The 14,707-nt window shown below is 65.2% G+C and carries 11 protein-coding genes; 6 read left to right on the forward strand and 5 right to left on the reverse strand.

The features are described from left to right. Positions 1-125 precede the first annotated feature (125 nt). Complete coding sequence (locus tag FVW59_RS13165; protein ID WP_187275880.1) at positions 126-2,831, forward strand: PD-(D/E)XK nuclease family protein; 2,706 nt, start codon at positions 126-128, stop codon at positions 2,829-2,831. Then, positions 2,828-6,154 (forward strand): UvrD-helicase domain-containing protein, encoded by a 3,327-nt coding sequence (locus FVW59_RS13170; protein WP_148064802.1) that lies wholly within the window; start codon positions 2,828-2,830, stop codon positions 6,152-6,154. The genes FVW59_RS13165 and FVW59_RS13170 overlap by 4 nt, the downstream gene beginning before the upstream one ends. On the opposite strand, the gene FVW59_RS13175 is transcribed toward FVW59_RS13170, so the two are convergent. Next, positions 6,151-7,029, reverse strand: a complete 879-nt coding sequence (locus FVW59_RS13175) for an LLM class F420-dependent oxidoreductase (RefSeq protein ID WP_148064803.1) — start codon at positions 7,027-7,029, stop codon at positions 6,151-6,153. The genes FVW59_RS13170 and FVW59_RS13175 overlap by 4 nt on opposite strands. Before the next feature lie 86 nt (positions 7,030-7,115). On the opposite strand from FVW59_RS13175, the gene FVW59_RS13180 reads away from it, so the two are divergent. Further along, the gene (locus tag FVW59_RS13180) at positions 7,116-7,844 is read left to right on the forward strand and encodes an NAD-dependent deacylase (protein WP_148064804.1); all 729 of its coding nucleotides are present in this window, start codon (positions 7,116-7,118) and stop codon (positions 7,842-7,844) included. Here the strand turns inward: FVW59_RS13180 and FVW59_RS13185 are convergent, their stop codons facing one another. From FVW59_RS13185 to gloB, 3 genes are all read right to left on the reverse strand, one after another. Beyond that, complete coding sequence (locus FVW59_RS13185; protein ID WP_148064805.1) at positions 7,845-8,990, reverse strand: class I SAM-dependent methyltransferase; 1,146 nt, start codon at positions 8,988-8,990, stop codon at positions 7,845-7,847. After that, the gene (locus FVW59_RS13190; protein WP_246139732.1) at positions 8,990-10,234 is read right to left on the reverse strand and encodes a LysM peptidoglycan-binding domain-containing protein; all 1,245 of its coding nucleotides are present in this window, start codon (positions 10,232-10,234) and stop codon (positions 8,990-8,992) included. The genes FVW59_RS13185 and FVW59_RS13190 overlap by 1 nt, the downstream gene beginning before the upstream one ends. Before the next feature lie 150 nt (positions 10,235-10,384). Continuing rightward, positions 10,385-11,152, reverse strand: a complete 768-nt coding sequence (gloB, locus tag FVW59_RS13195; protein ID WP_148064806.1) for a hydroxyacylglutathione hydrolase — start codon at positions 11,150-11,152, stop codon at positions 10,385-10,387. A 115-nt stretch (positions 11,153-11,267) separates the two neighbouring features. On the opposite strand from gloB, the gene FVW59_RS13200 reads away from it, so the two are divergent. From FVW59_RS13200 to dnaQ, 3 genes are read left to right on the forward strand one after another with little or no spacing between them, the layout of a single operon-like run. Then, positions 11,268-12,017, forward strand: a complete 750-nt coding sequence (locus FVW59_RS13200) for a class I SAM-dependent methyltransferase (protein WP_187275881.1) — start codon at positions 11,268-11,270, stop codon at positions 12,015-12,017. Beyond that, positions 12,014-12,451 (forward strand): ribonuclease HI, encoded by a 438-nt coding sequence (gene rnhA / locus FVW59_RS13205; RefSeq protein WP_148064808.1) that lies wholly within the window; start codon positions 12,014-12,016, stop codon positions 12,449-12,451. The genes FVW59_RS13200 and rnhA overlap by 4 nt, the downstream gene beginning before the upstream one ends. After that, positions 12,448-13,170, forward strand: coding sequence for a DNA polymerase III subunit epsilon (dnaQ, locus tag FVW59_RS13210; RefSeq protein WP_148064809.1), 723 nt, complete (start codon positions 12,448-12,450; stop codon positions 13,168-13,170). The genes rnhA and dnaQ overlap by 4 nt, the downstream gene beginning before the upstream one ends. Here the strand turns inward: dnaQ and nhaB are convergent. After that, positions 13,163-14,671 (reverse strand): sodium/proton antiporter NhaB, encoded by a 1,509-nt coding sequence (nhaB, locus tag FVW59_RS13215; protein ID WP_148064810.1) that lies wholly within the window; start codon positions 14,669-14,671, stop codon positions 13,163-13,165. The two genes, dnaQ and nhaB, sit on opposite strands and share 8 nt — an antisense overlap. Between the last annotated feature and the right edge of the window lie 36 nt (positions 14,672-14,707).

Raw genomic sequence — 14,707 nt, forward strand, 5'->3', positions numbered from 1 at the left:
CCATGGCTTGCAGTTGTGTGGTAACAGGTATGCCATTCGCCCGCAGGAGGGCGCGACATTCTATAGCAGCCCGCGGCCTTTGGGTAGAACGGCCCCGGGACGTGCAGGATCAAGGAGGACGCCCTTTGGCGCGCGATACCGCCGGCTCACGCTACGACCTCGAGCCGCTGCTGCCCTATATCGGGCAGGGCTATGTACTACTCACACCCAACCTGCGCCTGGCGCGGCGTATCAAGGCCGAGTGGGATGCCCGCCAGCTCGCCGCCGGCCATCGCGCCTGGCAACCGCTGCCGGTGCATCCGCTGGAGGGCTGGCTGCAGCAGGCCTGGCACCAGCGCGCCTGCCAGGAGGCAGCGCTGCGCCGGCATCTGCTCGACACGCCGCTGGCACTGAGGGTATGGCGGCAGGCTATCGAGGAGGACGAGCGCCAGGGTGATTACAGTCTGCTGCAGGTGGAGGCAACCGCCAGCCAGGCGCAGCAGGCCCGCAATCAACTCCTGCGCTGGCAGGTGAACCCAGCCGATCCGGGCATCGCCGCCCGCTTTCGCCTGGATACGGATTGCTCCACATTCCTGCGCTGGCACGAAGCCTTCGAAATCCAGTTGCAGGAGCGCAACCTGGCGACGGGCCTGGATGTCATTGCTTTACTGCAGGCGGCAGAGCGGCCCGCCAGCCGGGCATCGACGCGCGCGCTGTTGATCGCCTTCGACGAGGTGCCGCCCCTGCTGCGCGCGGCGCTCGACCAGTGCTGCGCGGATGTGCAGGAATTGCCACAACCCGCTGCAGCGGCTGCGTGCCAGGCCCGCGCCTATGCCGACCGCAACAGTGAGCTGCGCGCCGTGGCGCGCTGGGCCCGTGAGACCTGCGCTGCGCGCCCGCAAGCCAGTATCGGTATTGTGCTGGATGATATGCGCGGCGACCGCCAGCGGCTGGAGTACCTGTTACGGCGCGAATTCAATTGCCTCGATGCGGACTACGCCGCCCTGCCGGTCAATTTCTCGACCGGCTGGCAGCTGGCCGAAGTACCCGTGATGCGCGATGCCCTGACAGCACTGTCTGCGGTGAATGCCGCAGTGTATGTACAGGATGTACTGGCACTGCTGCGCTCGCGTTTTCTGCAGCTACCGGATCGCCACAGTACAGCCGGCCTGGCATTTGTTGCAAAACTGCACGATCACGGTCGCGAGCAGGTTGACGCGGGTGCTCTGCGTACCCTGGCGAAGGACTTGCGCCTCGGCGAGGTGCTGCTGAGCTGTGCCGGTATGCGGCAGCTGCGCGAGCGGTCGCTCCCCTCAGTCTGGGCCGGGCACTTTCACCAGCTGCTGACCCTGTGGGGCTGGCCGGGGGAGGGCGGGCTGGACTCCCTGGAATTCCAGCAGGTGGAAGAGGGCTACCGACAGCTTGAAAGCCTCGCCACTTTCGATGCGGTCTGCGGCCCGATGGTTTACAGCGAAGCGCTGGCACTGCTGCGTCAGTGCTGCCAGGACGCCAGCTTCCAGCCGCGCACGGCCGACAGCCGGGTGCAGGTGCTGGGTCCGCTGGAGGCGGCCGGCCTGCAGTTTGATGCTCTCTGGCTGTGCGGCATGCAGGCCAGCCAGTGGCCAGCTCCGGCGCGCCCCAATCCCTTTCTGCCGCTGTCCTTACAGCGCGAGTGCGCCATGCCGCACGCCAGTGCAGAGCGCGAGTGGCACTACGCCAATGGCCTGCTGCAGCAATACCGCGCCCACTGCGACACCCTCATCGCCAGCTACAGCCAAAGTGTCGACGGCGCGCCAGAGCTGCCCAGCGCACTGCTGAAAGATTTCAGCTGGCAAGCGACGAGTGACGACGAGGGGCCTCCGGCATCCTGGCTGCAACAGTGGCGGGAGCGTGACGTCGAGACCTTGCCAGACGCTGTTGCGCCGTTGCCGGACGCGGAGGAGCTGGCCCGCATTGGCGGCGGCAGCGGTCTGATTGAAGACCAGTCGCACTGTCCCTTCCGCGCCTTTGCCCGCCGCCGCTTGCGCTTGCAGGCGCTGTCAGAGCCCAGCCTGGCATTGACAGCGGCCGAGCGCGGGACGCTGGTGCACCAGGCTCTGTATGTGATCTGGGGAGAGCTGGGTGAGTCGGCGGCACTGCAGGCGTTGGCGGCGGATGCGCAGGCCGACCTGCTGGTACGGGCAACCTCTGCCGCCATCGACGCCCTGCCAGCCATGCGGCGCCTGGCCGTGGGGCATGCCTGTATCGCGCAGGAACAGCGCTATCTGCTCGCACTGCTGGAGGAGTGGCTGGAGACGGAGCGCCAGCGGGAGCCCTTCGTCGTGGTCGCGCGTGAGCAGCGCCAGGCAATCGCACTGGGTGCTTTGCAGTTGCAGCTACAGGTCGATCGTATCGACCGCAGTGCAATTGCCGCTCACGGTGACAGCGCCAGCCCCGTCACCATCATCGACTACAAAACCGGTAGCTGCGAGGCGACGCAGTGGCTCGGGCAGCGGCCGAGCCTGCCCCAGTTGCCCCTCTACAGTGTCGCCAGCCAGGCGCCGGTGGAGGCCCTGGCCTTCGCCCATGTCAAGGCGCGGCACACGACCTACAAGGGGCTCGGTGCACGCCAGGTCGCCCCGGGTATCAAAGACGACATAGCGCGCGCAACCAGCCGCAAAGAGCCACTGGATAGCTGGCCGGAATTGCTGGAGCGCTGGCATGAAACCGTGCAGCGCCTGGCGCAGGAGTTCCTGGCGGGGGAGGCCGCGGTCGACCCGCTCAACAGCGGCAGTTGCACCTACTGTGGTCTGCAGAGTCTGTGTCGAATCGGTGTAACAGGCGAGGGTGCTGCGCCGGAGGAAGAGGCATGAGTATTGTCGATGCCGCAGAGCGCGAAGCGGCGCTCGATCCGCTGCACAGTTTCTGCGTCAGCGCGCCGGCCGGTTCGGGCAAGACGGAACTGCTGATCCAGCGTTTCCTGGCCCTGCTGGCACGGGTGGAGCGGCCGGAGCAGGTGCTGGCTATCACCTTTACCCGGAAGGCGGCAGCCGAGATGCGCGAGCGGGTGATGCAGGCCCTGCACGAGGCACGAGCGGGTGAGCCCTGCAGCAGCCCCCACCAGCAGCGTACCCGCGATCTTGCCCTGGCGGCGCTGGCGGTGGACGAACGGCAAGGCTGGCAACTGATGGCCAACGCCGCGCGGCTCAGTATCCGCACGATTGATGGTTTCTGCGGCGCGCTGACCCGGCAAATGCCGGTGCTCAGCCACTTTGGCGCACAGGTTCGCGCGGTGGATGATGCCGACCCGTTGTATGCCGAAGCCGTGGCCGAATTGTTCGCCTTGCTGGAAACGCAGTATCCGGTGGTAGAGGATCTGCAGCAATTGATGCTGCATTTTGACAATCACTGGGATCGGCTGGCGGAACTGCTGAAGAGCCTGTTGGCCCGCCGCGAGCAGTGGCTCACCTATCTCGGGGTGGGGCGAGAGCCGCTCGCGGCCCAGGCCGCACTGGAACAACTGGTGGCGGCCATGGTGGTCGACGCGCTCGGTGATTTGCAGCGGCAGATGGGTCCTTTCCTCGGGGAGCTCTACGAGTTGCAGTGTTTTGCGGCGCAGCAGAAGGGCGAGCAGGAACCTCCCGGCGTGCCGACCGCCCGGGTGGAGGATCTGCCTGCCTGGCAGGCTCTGCGCCATTTCCTGCTGACCCGTGACGGCAAGTGGCGCAGCCGCATCACCAGAACGGAGGGCTTCCCCGCCGACAAGGGCCGGCCGGCGGAGATGAAGGCCCGCCTGCAGTCGGTGCTGGCGGAACTCAGCGCCTGCGAAGGCCTGAGTGAGGCGCTGCAGGAGGTTACCCTGCTGCCCACCCCGGGGGAGGACAGTGAAAGCTGGCGCCTGGTGGTGCACCTGACCCGGGTATTGCCGGTACTGGCCGCCCAGCTCTTGCTGGTGTTCGAGCGTCGCGGCAGTGTCGACCACAGCCAGGTGGCCCAGTCCGCCCTGCAGGCACTGGGGGATGACGACGCCCCCACCGACCTCGCCCTGCGCCTGGATTACCGCATCGAACACATTCTGGTGGATGAATTCCAGGACACCGCCATCAATCAGTACGAATTACTGCGGCGACTGACCCGGGGCTGGGCCGAGCACAATGAGATGTCTCCCGGGCGCCCCCGCACCTTCCTGATCGTCGGCGACGGGATGCAGTCCATTTACGGTTTCCGCGACGCCAATGTCGGCCTGTTTCTGCAGGCCCGGGACCGGGGCTTCAATGGCGTGGTACCGCGCTACCTGGAGCTGCGCAGCAACTTCCGTTCCGAGGCCGGTGTGGTGAACTGGGTCAACACCACCTTCGCCAGGGCCTTTCCGGCGCAGGACAACATCGGGCGCGGCGAGGTGGCCTTCAGTACTGCCCAGTCGGTCAAACCGGGCGGCGACGGCGAAGCGGTGCGGGTACAGGTGTTCCACGGCGACAACGCCGCCAGCGCGGAGGTGTCCGCACTTTGCGACGGCGTGGCGGCGGCACTGGCGGAAGATGCCGAGGGCACCGTCGCCATTCTCGGGCGCAGCCGCCCCCAGTTACAGGACTTTGTGCAGGGCCTGCAAAGGCGCGGCATTGCTTTTGCGGCCCAGGATATGGATCGCCTGTCGCAGTCCAGTGTGATCATGGACCTGATGAGTCTGGTGCGAGTGCTGGCCAATAGCGCCGACCGGGTGGCCTGGGCCGCGCTGCTGCGCGGGCCGTACTGCGGACTGACCCTTTCTGACCTGCACCGCTTGCTGGTGCTGGCGCCATCAGACCCAATGGCTGTGGCCACCGAACTCGAACTAGGTGCGGTATTGAGCAACTGCGGGCAGCGCGCGGTGGCGCACCTGGCGGCGGCCATGGCCTGGGCGGAACAGCAGCGCGACCGGCTGTCGCAGCGGGCCTGGCTGGAACTGTTGTGGTTGCGCCTGGGCGGTCCCGCCACCGCCGCCAGTACCCAGCTTCTCAACGACGCCGAGCGCTTTTTCCAGTTGCTCGAGCAGGGGGAACTGGAGGGCAGGGTCCTCGATGTGCCGTGGTTGCAGAACCAGTTGGAGCGTCTCTACGCCGATGCCGGCGGCGCCGGGGCCCGGGTGCAAATCATGACCCTGCACAAGGCCAAGGGGCTGGAATTTGACCATGTCTTCATCCCCGCCCTCGGCAAAGGCAGCCGCAGTGACGAGCGTGCGCTGTTCCTGTGGGATGAAATCACCACCCGCGCCGGGGACAGTGGATTTCTGCTGGCTGCCGATGATCACAGCGAGAAGGAGAGCGCCGGTCTCTACAACTTCCTGGCCAGCCAGCGCAAACGCAAGCGTCTGCTGGAAAACACCCGCCTGCTCTATGTGGGCGCAACCCGCGCCATTCGCCGCCTTACACTGAGCGCCTGCCTTAGCGAGGACCGCAAGAAGGGCGGTGTGACCGATCCGGGAGCCCAGAGCCTGCTGGCCACTATCTGGCCCGCGGTGGCCGACATCGCTAGCGTCGTCGAAGCGCAGGCTGGTGACGCTGTCACAGCGGATGAGGCAAGGGGAGCGGGGGGGCTGCTGCGCCAGCGCCAGCTGCCGCCTTCAGCGCCTGCGATCGTCGACCTCAACCAGGGCACAGGGAACCTGCCGGAAGCGGCGCACAACCGCCTGGAACGCCATGTCGGCACCGTCATCCACCAGAACCTGGAGCGGCTGGCGACACTGCCTGTGCTGCCGCAACATCCCGGCGCCGATGAAGAGAGCTTCAGCGTCTGGGCTCTGGCCAGTCTCGGATTGAGCGGCGATGCGCTGGCGCAGGGCCTGGAGCGGGTCATCGCGGCTCTTCACACTACGCTGGCCGACGAGGTGGCCGGGCGCTGGCTACTGCGCAGCGATCACCCGGCCAGCCACTGCGAGTTGCCGCTGACGCGGGTGCGTGAGGACGGTGTTATCAACGACATTGTGATCGACCGCTGCTTTGTGGACGCCGGCACCGGCGAGCGCTGGATTGTCGACTACAAATCCAGCCGCCCCCCTGAAGGCATGCCGCTGGAGCACTTTCTGCAGGAAGAGGTCGTGCGCTACGGCGAGCAGCTGGCCGGGTACCGCGACGCGATGGCCAGCCTGGGGACGGAGCCGCTGCGCTGCGCGCTGTATTTTACGGCGCTGGCGCAGCTGGTTCCGGTAGACGTGAGCTAGCTGCCGCCGTCGAAGTGTGCGATCACATCGTCGGCAAAGCGGCGAATACCATCCTGTTTCAGCTGCACATCCTCGGTTTCGCCGTGGTAGAAAGCCCAGGGCATGGTCAGAATGTGGGTCACGCCGGCGTCTTCCAGGCGGCGGTAGCCGTCGATATCCCAGGCGTCCGAGGGCGTGGCCATCACCTCGAAGGGCTCGTGGTCGCGGCCGTATTCCCGGCGCCAGCTGTCAATCTGCTCGATACTCTCGATAATGTCCGCCGAAGTCTGCAGGTCGGTGACCCAGCCGTCGGCCAGGCGGGCGGCGCGGCGCATGGCCGGTTTGGAAATACCCCCAATCCACAGCGGAATGCGCTCGCTCGGGGCCGGGTTCATCTCCAGCCGGTCAAAGTCGTAGTATTCACCGTGGTACTCCACCATCTCGCCGGTCCATAGCAGGCGCATGATTTCCAGCATCTCATCGGTGCGCTTGCCGCGGCTGCGAAAATCCTGCTGCAACAGGCCGAACTCGTCCTCCGACCAGCCCACGCCAAAGGCCGGCGTCACCCGGTTGTTGCTGATAATGGCGGCGGTGCTGATGGCCTTGGCCACGAGGAAGGGGTTGCGCATGGGCAGCACGAAAATATTGTTGGTAAAACGCAGCCGCTCGGTGATCGCCGCCAGCGCGCCAATGGTCACCCAGGGATCGGGCCAGTCGGTAAAGGGCTGCCAGCGGCGGGAGCCGTCTTCCGTGTAGGGATAGGGATTGCTGATGCGCTCCGGATTGACCACGTGGTCGGAAAAAGACATGGCGTGCCAGCCGCAGCTGTCTGCCACCGGGGCCAACTGGGTGAGGTGGGCGACGGTACTGAAAGAGGTGGAAAGGACGAACTTCACGCGGACTGCTCCCTGTTATTATCTGTTCACTGGCTGCCAGAGCCGTTACTGTAAACCCTTCTACCCGGCCCCGGACCACTCCCGCCATGCTCTACTACCGGCAGCGCGCCATCGATCAAATTGTCATACTCACCGGCGCCGGTATCTCCGCCGCCTCGGGCCTGTCGACCTTTCGCGATGCCGACGGCCTGTGGGAAAACCACGACCCCATGGACATTGCCACGCCGGAGGCCTTCGCCCGCGACCCGGCCCTGGTGTACCGCTTCTATAACGCCCGGCGCCGGCAATTGGAAGATGTGCAACCCAACAGCGCCCACCGCGCGCTGGCACGCCTTCAGGCGGCGCTGGGGGATGCGTTGTTTCTGGTGACGCAAAACGTGGATGACCTTCACGAGCGCGGCGGCAGTGAGCAGGTCTGCCATATGCACGGCGAACTGCGCTCCATGCTGTGCCTGCACTGTGGCCAGCGACAGCCGGCCCTGCCACAGTTCGACAGGGCTAGCGAATGCCCTTGCTGCGAAGCCCGCGGCGGCCTGCGCCCCGACATTGTGTGGTTCGGCGAGATACCCCATTTCATGGACACCATCGAGACCCACCTGCGAGCCTGCGACCTGTTTGTGGCGGTGGGCACCTCCGGCGCGGTATACCCGGCGGCGGGCTTTGTGCAACTGGCGCGCAGCGCCGGCGCGACAACGATCGAGGTCAATCGGGAAGAGAGCGACGTCGCGGGTTACTTCCACCACCACTACACCGGTTGCGCCACCGATCAGCTCGGCCTGCTGGTGGATGAGTTGATGGCGGGACGGGTCGGGTGATCAGCGTTTCGGACGGCTGGCCAGCCACACACTGAAGCGGCGGTCATCCGCGATGTGCTCGACCTTGTGGAAGGTGCGCTGCAACAGGGGCAGATAGCGCAGGTGTCGATTGGCGACCAGGCACAGCTGGCCGCCGTCCGTGAGATGCCGGGCGGCCTGCGACAGCAGGCGGCGGCCGGCATATTCATCCACCGTGTGCTGCAGGTGGAACGGCGGGTTGCACAGAATCAGGTCCGCCGTCGCCGGTTCGACATCCAGCAAGCCGTCACCGTGGTGAAACTGTAGCGCATCCATGTGATCGGGAAACAGACGCTGCGCATTGGCCCTCGCGGAAGCCACCGCCATCGCCGACTCATCACAGAACAGTACGCCGCCCGCCAGCCCCTGTGACAGCGCGGCCAGGCCCAGCACGCCGTTGCCGCAGGCGAGGTCGGTCAGGCGGGTCACCGGCGGCAGCTTGCCCAGGGTCGCCAGTAGCAGGGCGCTGCCGCCATCCAGACGATCGCCGCTGAAAGTATTCGGCAGGGCGCGCAGTTCCGCCGCGAGGGGCTGGCAGAGGTAAGCGCGCCACCTGTCGGCCTCCCGGTGACCGTGCGCTTTTGCCTCAGCACTGACCTGCGCTGAGAAAATCCGCGCCTTGCGCTGGCCGCGGTGGCGTTCGGTGGGGCCAATATACTGCTCGATCAGGTTCGCGGTGTGTGGCGAGAGGTGTTTGTCCATGCCGCCCACCAGCAAACGTGTGCCTGGATGCTGGCTGGCTGCGATACGGGTCAGCTGGTCGCTAAAGAACTCCAGCTGTTTCGGCACCCGCATGACTAGCAGGGAGGCGGGGGGTGGTGTATCCAGACTCCAGGTGACGGTAGGTTGCGGGCGCTCATTGCGGCGACAATTATCCGCCGTCGCGCGGGCACTGAGGGCTGAGTCGGTCCATAGACTCTGGGCGGACAGGGGCAAGGCCAGTGCGCCATGGTCGTCGTTGACAACCACGATTGAGGCGCGGGAGGGTTCATCCAGCTCCGCCGCTGCCTCCAGCAACAGGCCGTCGGCAGCACACCAGGCCTGCAGCGGCTCCCGCGGACGGGCCGGGTAGCGCTGCAGGTCAAAGGTGCCGAAGGGTGTAACGAAGCAAGTGTCAGCAGCGTCCATCAACCGTCGTCGCTGAGGTACAGGGTCAACTGCTGGCCCGGCTGCAGATAGGCCCCCGGGTTCAGGGAATTCCAGCTGATGATGTCGTTGATGGACACTTTAAAGCGGCCGGCGATGCGGTACAGTGAATCGCCTTTACGCACCCGGTAGCCATGGCTACGCGGCGTGCCGCCACTCTTGGCCAGGCTGCCGGACCCGGGGTTTCCCCGCGGAATCAGCAGGGTATCTCCGGCGCGGATCAGGTTGCCGCGCAGGTGGTTGGTGTCCCGCAACAGGCCGACCTCGGTGCCAAAGCGCCGGGCAATACTGCTCAGGCTGTCGCCGCGCTGGATGCGGTAGTGTTCCCACCGGACCCGCTCGTCACTGCCGAGTTCGGCCACAGCCTCTTCAAAACGGGGCGCGGCGTCGGGGGGCAGCAACAGTTCGTGGGCCTGGTTGGGGGCGGTGGCCCAGCGCAGCTGGCCAGGGTTCAGGGCCCGCAGCAGGTCCTCGTCCACGCCGGCCAGCTCCGCGGCGCGAGACAGCTCGATCTGGCCGCCGGTGGGGGTGGCCACGAAGGCCGGGTCATTGGGCAGCGGCGGCAACTCGACACCGTAGCGGTCGGGATTGCCGATAATGGAACTAAGGGCGAGGAGCTTTGGCACGTAGCGCTTTGTCTCCTTTGGCAGGGGCAGCGACCAGTAATCGGTGGGCTTGCCAGCGGCCTCGTTGGCTGCGATTGCGCGGTTCACGCGCCCCGCGCCGGAGTTGTAGGCCGCCAGGGTCAGCAGCCAGTCGCCGTCGAAATCCGCCTGCAGTGCCTCCAGGTAGTCGAGCGCCACCCGGGTGGATGCACGCACATCCTGGCGCCCGTCGTACCACCAGTTGCTGGTCAACCCCAGGTGTTCACCGGTAGCCGGCATGATCTGCCACAAACCCGCCGCGTGGTTGGGAGAGCGGGCAAAGGGGTCCATGGTGCTTTCCACCAGGGGCAGGAGGGCAATCTCCGCCGGCATGCCGCGGGCTTCCACCTCGTCGGCGATGTAATACAGGTAGAGTGCGGAGCGCTCGGTAATCACATCCAGGTAGTTGTCCTGCTGCAGGAAGGATTGCCGGGCGGCCTTGACCTGGTCGTTGTTGGTGATCTGCCAGGAGAGCTGGTCGCCCAGCCGCTGCCACAGGTCTTCCGCGTCCTGGTCCACCGGCTGCAGGGGAGTCGGGCGCCGGGGCAGGGGTTGTGCCGTAACTGGCGATCTCGCGGGCACCTTGCCGGCCACCGTTGTGGTCTCTGCCTGTCCCGCCCGGCCATCGGCCGATTCCGGCGCCAGGCTTTGGCAACCCGCCGCCAGAGCTATGCTGCAAACGACTGCAGATAGTCGATATAAGTCTTTGAAAATCAAATTTTATCTTCTTCGCTAGAAATGGTCTTTCCAAGCCCGCACGGTAGCGAATACCTCGGCACCGGAAGCGCCCTCCAGGCGCCCCTGCTGGCTCAGGGCATCGCGCAAGGCGGCCGTGTTACATCGCATGAAGGGATTGGTGGCCAGCTCCTGCCCGATACTGGTGGGCACTGTGGGCTCGCTGCGCTCGCGCAGGTTGCGGCAGTGTGTTTCACGTTTGGCCAGGTCGTGATTGTCCGGCTCCACCGCTCGCGCGAAAGCCAGGTTGGCGAGGGTATACTCGTGGGCACAGTAAACCAGCGTCTCTGGCGGCAGCGCTGCCAGCGACTGCAGGGACTGGTGCATCATTGCCGGCGAGCCTTCGAAGAGTCGCCCGCAACCGCCGGCGAACAGGGTATCGCCGCAAAACAGCAGGGGCTGGTCGCCAGCGTGGAAATAGGCGATGTGGTCGAGGGTATGGCCAGGCACTTCCAGTACCTCGAAGTCGTGACCAAGTACGGTGACCCGGTCATTGGCCCCGAGCCGCTCGCTGATCGCTTCGATGGCCGGATTGTGTGGCCCCCACACCGGTACATCGTGAATCGCGAGTAACTCGGGCAGGCCGCCAACATGGTCGAAGTGGTGGTGAGTGATCAATATTCCGGCAAGACGCAGGCCGCGTTCTTGCAGGGTGCGCCGTACCGGGCCGGCTTCGCCCGGGTCGACGACTACCGCTTCCCCGGCGTGCTCCAGAAGCCAGATGTAATTATCGTTGAATGCCGGAATCGGCAGTATTGAAAGCATGGCGCACCGTTCAATTGAGCTGAAAATCCAGTACCATTGACGCACTGTAAGCACCCCGCAGGGGCTTCGGCATCGGCTATCTGACCGCGCGCCGAGGAAAGAGTTTAACGAGATTTTGACGGAACTGGAAACCTGGTATCAGAGCCCCAGGGGCGAGTACCTGCTGGAATGCCTGCGCGCGAAGCTGGCGGCCGAGCTGGATACCGCCTTCGGCTACCACCTGGTCCAGGTGGGTGTGACTGGCTGCCACCCACTGTTCGAGAGCAGCCCGATCCGCCACCGCATCGCCGTGGCGCCGGACCGCGGTGAACGTGTCGGGTTACAGGCGCTGGCCTACGAGCTGCCCCTGGCCAGCGACAGTGTGGATGTGCTGATTGCCCATCACGCGCTCGAGTTCTGCGCCAATCCGCATCAGGCCCTGCGGGAAATACACCGGGTTCTCACCCCCCAGGGGCGTGTGTTCATCATCGGCTTCAACCCCGCCAGCCTGCCGGGTATGGGCATGGCCCTGTCCTCGCGTTTCGGCTCGACCCTCTGGCGCCAGCGGCGCGCTATCAGCACCTGGCGCTTGCACGATTGGCTCAACCTGCTGGGGCTGGAAGTCGAAGAGGTCCACCACTGCTTTGCCCTGCCGCCCGCGGGGCGCGGGCGCCTGCGGCGGGGCATCGAGGCCGCCAACGCCTGGTGTACACAACACGGGCTACCCATCGGCGGCGTCTACCTGGTGCACGCCATCAAGCAGGTGGCGGGGCAGGTGCGCCCGGTGCAGCGTTCGCGCAGCCCGCGGCTGATTGATCTGGCCGTACCCAAGCCGGCTACCCGGCCGGCCCCCACCTCACGGTCCAAAGGAGACAGTGCCGCTTGAAGGTTGTAGAAATTTTTACCGACGGTGCCTGCCGCGGCAATCCCGGCCCTGGCGGCTGGGGCGCCCTGCTGCGCTACCAGGGTCGGGAACGCGAGCTCTACGGGGCAGAGCCCGACACTACCAACAACCGTATGGAACTGACCGCTGCCATCGAAGGCTTACGGGCACTGAAGGAACCCTGCGCTGTCACCCTCACCACCGACTCAGTCTACGTGCGTGACGGCATCACCAAGTGGCTGGCCAACTGGAAGGCCAAAGACTGGAAAACGGCCGCGCGCAAACCGGTCAAGAACGAGGATCTGTGGCGCGCCCTGGACGAGCAGAACCAGCGCCATCGGGTGGACTGGCGCTGGGTGAAGGGGCACAGCGGCCATCGTGAAAATGAAATTGCCGACCAGCTTGCCAACCGCGGCATCGACGAGATGAGAGCATGAGACAGATCGTACTCGACACCGAAACCACCGGCCTGGAAGTGAGCCAGGGCCACCGGATCATCGAGATTGGCTGTGTGGAGTTGATGAACCGCCGCCTGACCGGCAACCACTACCACCAGTACATCAATCCCGAGCGGGAAGTGGACCAGGGCGCTATCGAAGTGCACGGCATCACCAATGATTTCCTGCAGGACAAGCCGCTTTTCGCGCAGATTGCCCGGGACTTTCTCGAATTCGTCAGCGGCGCCGAGCTGATCATTCACAATGCGGCCTTCGACATCGGCTTCCTCAACGCCGAACTGCGCCGCCTGGACGCTGGACTGCCGGATGTGGACGCGGTGTGCAGCGTGGTGGACAGCCTGGCCATGGCGCGCAAGAAGCATCCCGGCCAGCGCAATACCCTGGACGCCCTGTGTACTCGCTACATGGTGGACAACTCCCAGCGCGACCTGCACGGCGCACTGCTGGACTCGGAGATTCTGGCGGATGTCTACCTGGCCATGACCGGCGGCCAGACCATGCTCACCCTGTCTGATCAGGACGGGGAGGGCGAAGGCGGCAGCCGGGGCGGCGAGGGTATCCGCCGGCTCGCGGCCGACCGCCGGCCGCTGCCGGTGATCGCTCCCAGCGCCGGGGAACTGGCGGCGCACGAGGCGCAACTGGAAGCGATTGCGGCGAGCAGCGGCGGCAGGGTCTTGTGGCGGGAGTCCGCTAAATAAACGCCGCCACGCAGGCAAGGCCCACGCCGCCCAACACCAGGGTGTAGGGCGCAGCCATGATCACCATGCGGCCGTAGGAGAGGCGAATGAGCGGCGCCAGCGCAGAGGTCAGCAGGAACAGAAACGCTGCCTGACCGTTGGGCGTCGCCACACTGGGCAGGTTGGTGCCGGTGTTGATTGCCACTGCCAGCTGGTCGAATTCCGCGCGGGTGATGGTGCCGGCATCCAGCGCATCCTTGACCTCATTGATGTAGACCGTGGCCACAAACACGTTGTCGCTGATCATCGACAGGACACCATTGGCCAGGAAGAACATGGGCGGCCGGATATCCGAATCCATGGCCAGCACCGCGTTGATCACCGGGGTGAACAGGTGCTGCTCGTGGATCACCGCCACCACGGCAAAGAACACTACCAGCAGGGCGGTAAAGGGCAGGGCCTCTTCAAAGGCATGGCCGATCTGGTGCTCCTCCACCACACCGTTGAATGCTGTCAGCAGCACGATCACCATCAGCCCGATCAGGCCCACAGCCGCCCAGTGGAAAGCCAGCGCCACCACCAGCAGAACGGCCACCGAGCCCTGCACCAGCAGGCGGGCGTTCATGCGGTCGTTGCGGCGCGACTCCTCGCGCTCCTGGAACTCCTCGAGTACCCGGCGCACATTGTCCGGCAGCTTGGCGCCGTAGCCGAACTTGCCGCTGAGTTCCAGCAGGGCACAGGTCACAAGGCCACTCACCAGTACCGGCATGGTGACCGGCGCCATAATGGTAACGAATTTCACGAAGCTCCAGTCCGCCACGGTGGCGATCAGCAGGTTCTGGGGTTCGCCGACCAGGGTGCACACCCCGCCCAGTGCCGTGCCGATCGCGCCGTGCATCAGCAGGCTGCGCAGGAAGGCGCGGAAATCCTCGAGGTCAGTGCGGTGGTTTTCATGGACGCTGTTGTCGTCGGCGTGGTCGTGTGAGTCCTCATGGGCAATCTGCTTGCCGGAAGCGACCTTGTGGTACACCGCATAGAAGCCGACACCGACGCTGATCAGCACCGCAGTAACCGTCAAGGCGTCGAGGAACGCCGATAGAAAGGCCGACACGAAGCAGAACATCAGTGACAGGGCGACCTTGGATTTAACCCGCAGCAGGATCTTGGTAAATACCCACAGCAGTAGTTCTTTCATGAAGTAAATACCCGCCACCATGAACATCAGCAGCAGAATCACCTCGAAGTTGGCCAGCGCCTCGTCGTAGACCGACTGCGGCGAGGCCATGCCCAGTATCACCGCTTCCAGTGCCAGCAGACCGCCCGGTTGCAGCGGATAGCAGCGCAGGGCCAGGGCCAGGGTAAAGATGAATTCGGCGATCAGAATCCACCCGGTGACGAACGGCCCGAGCACCCAGAGGAAAACCGGGTTCAGGAGCAGGAAGGCGACGATGGTTTTTTTATACCAGGCGGGGGAGGGCCCGAGGAAATTCTTCCACAGGGCGGAGGCTACCGACTCAGACATAACAGGCTTGGAACCCTTGGCAAATTTTAGCGGGCC

Origin of the sequence: Parahaliea aestuarii (genome assembly GCF_008064635.1) — a bacterium.
GTDB lineage: Bacteria > Pseudomonadota > Gammaproteobacteria > Pseudomonadales > Halieaceae > Parahaliea > Parahaliea aestuarii.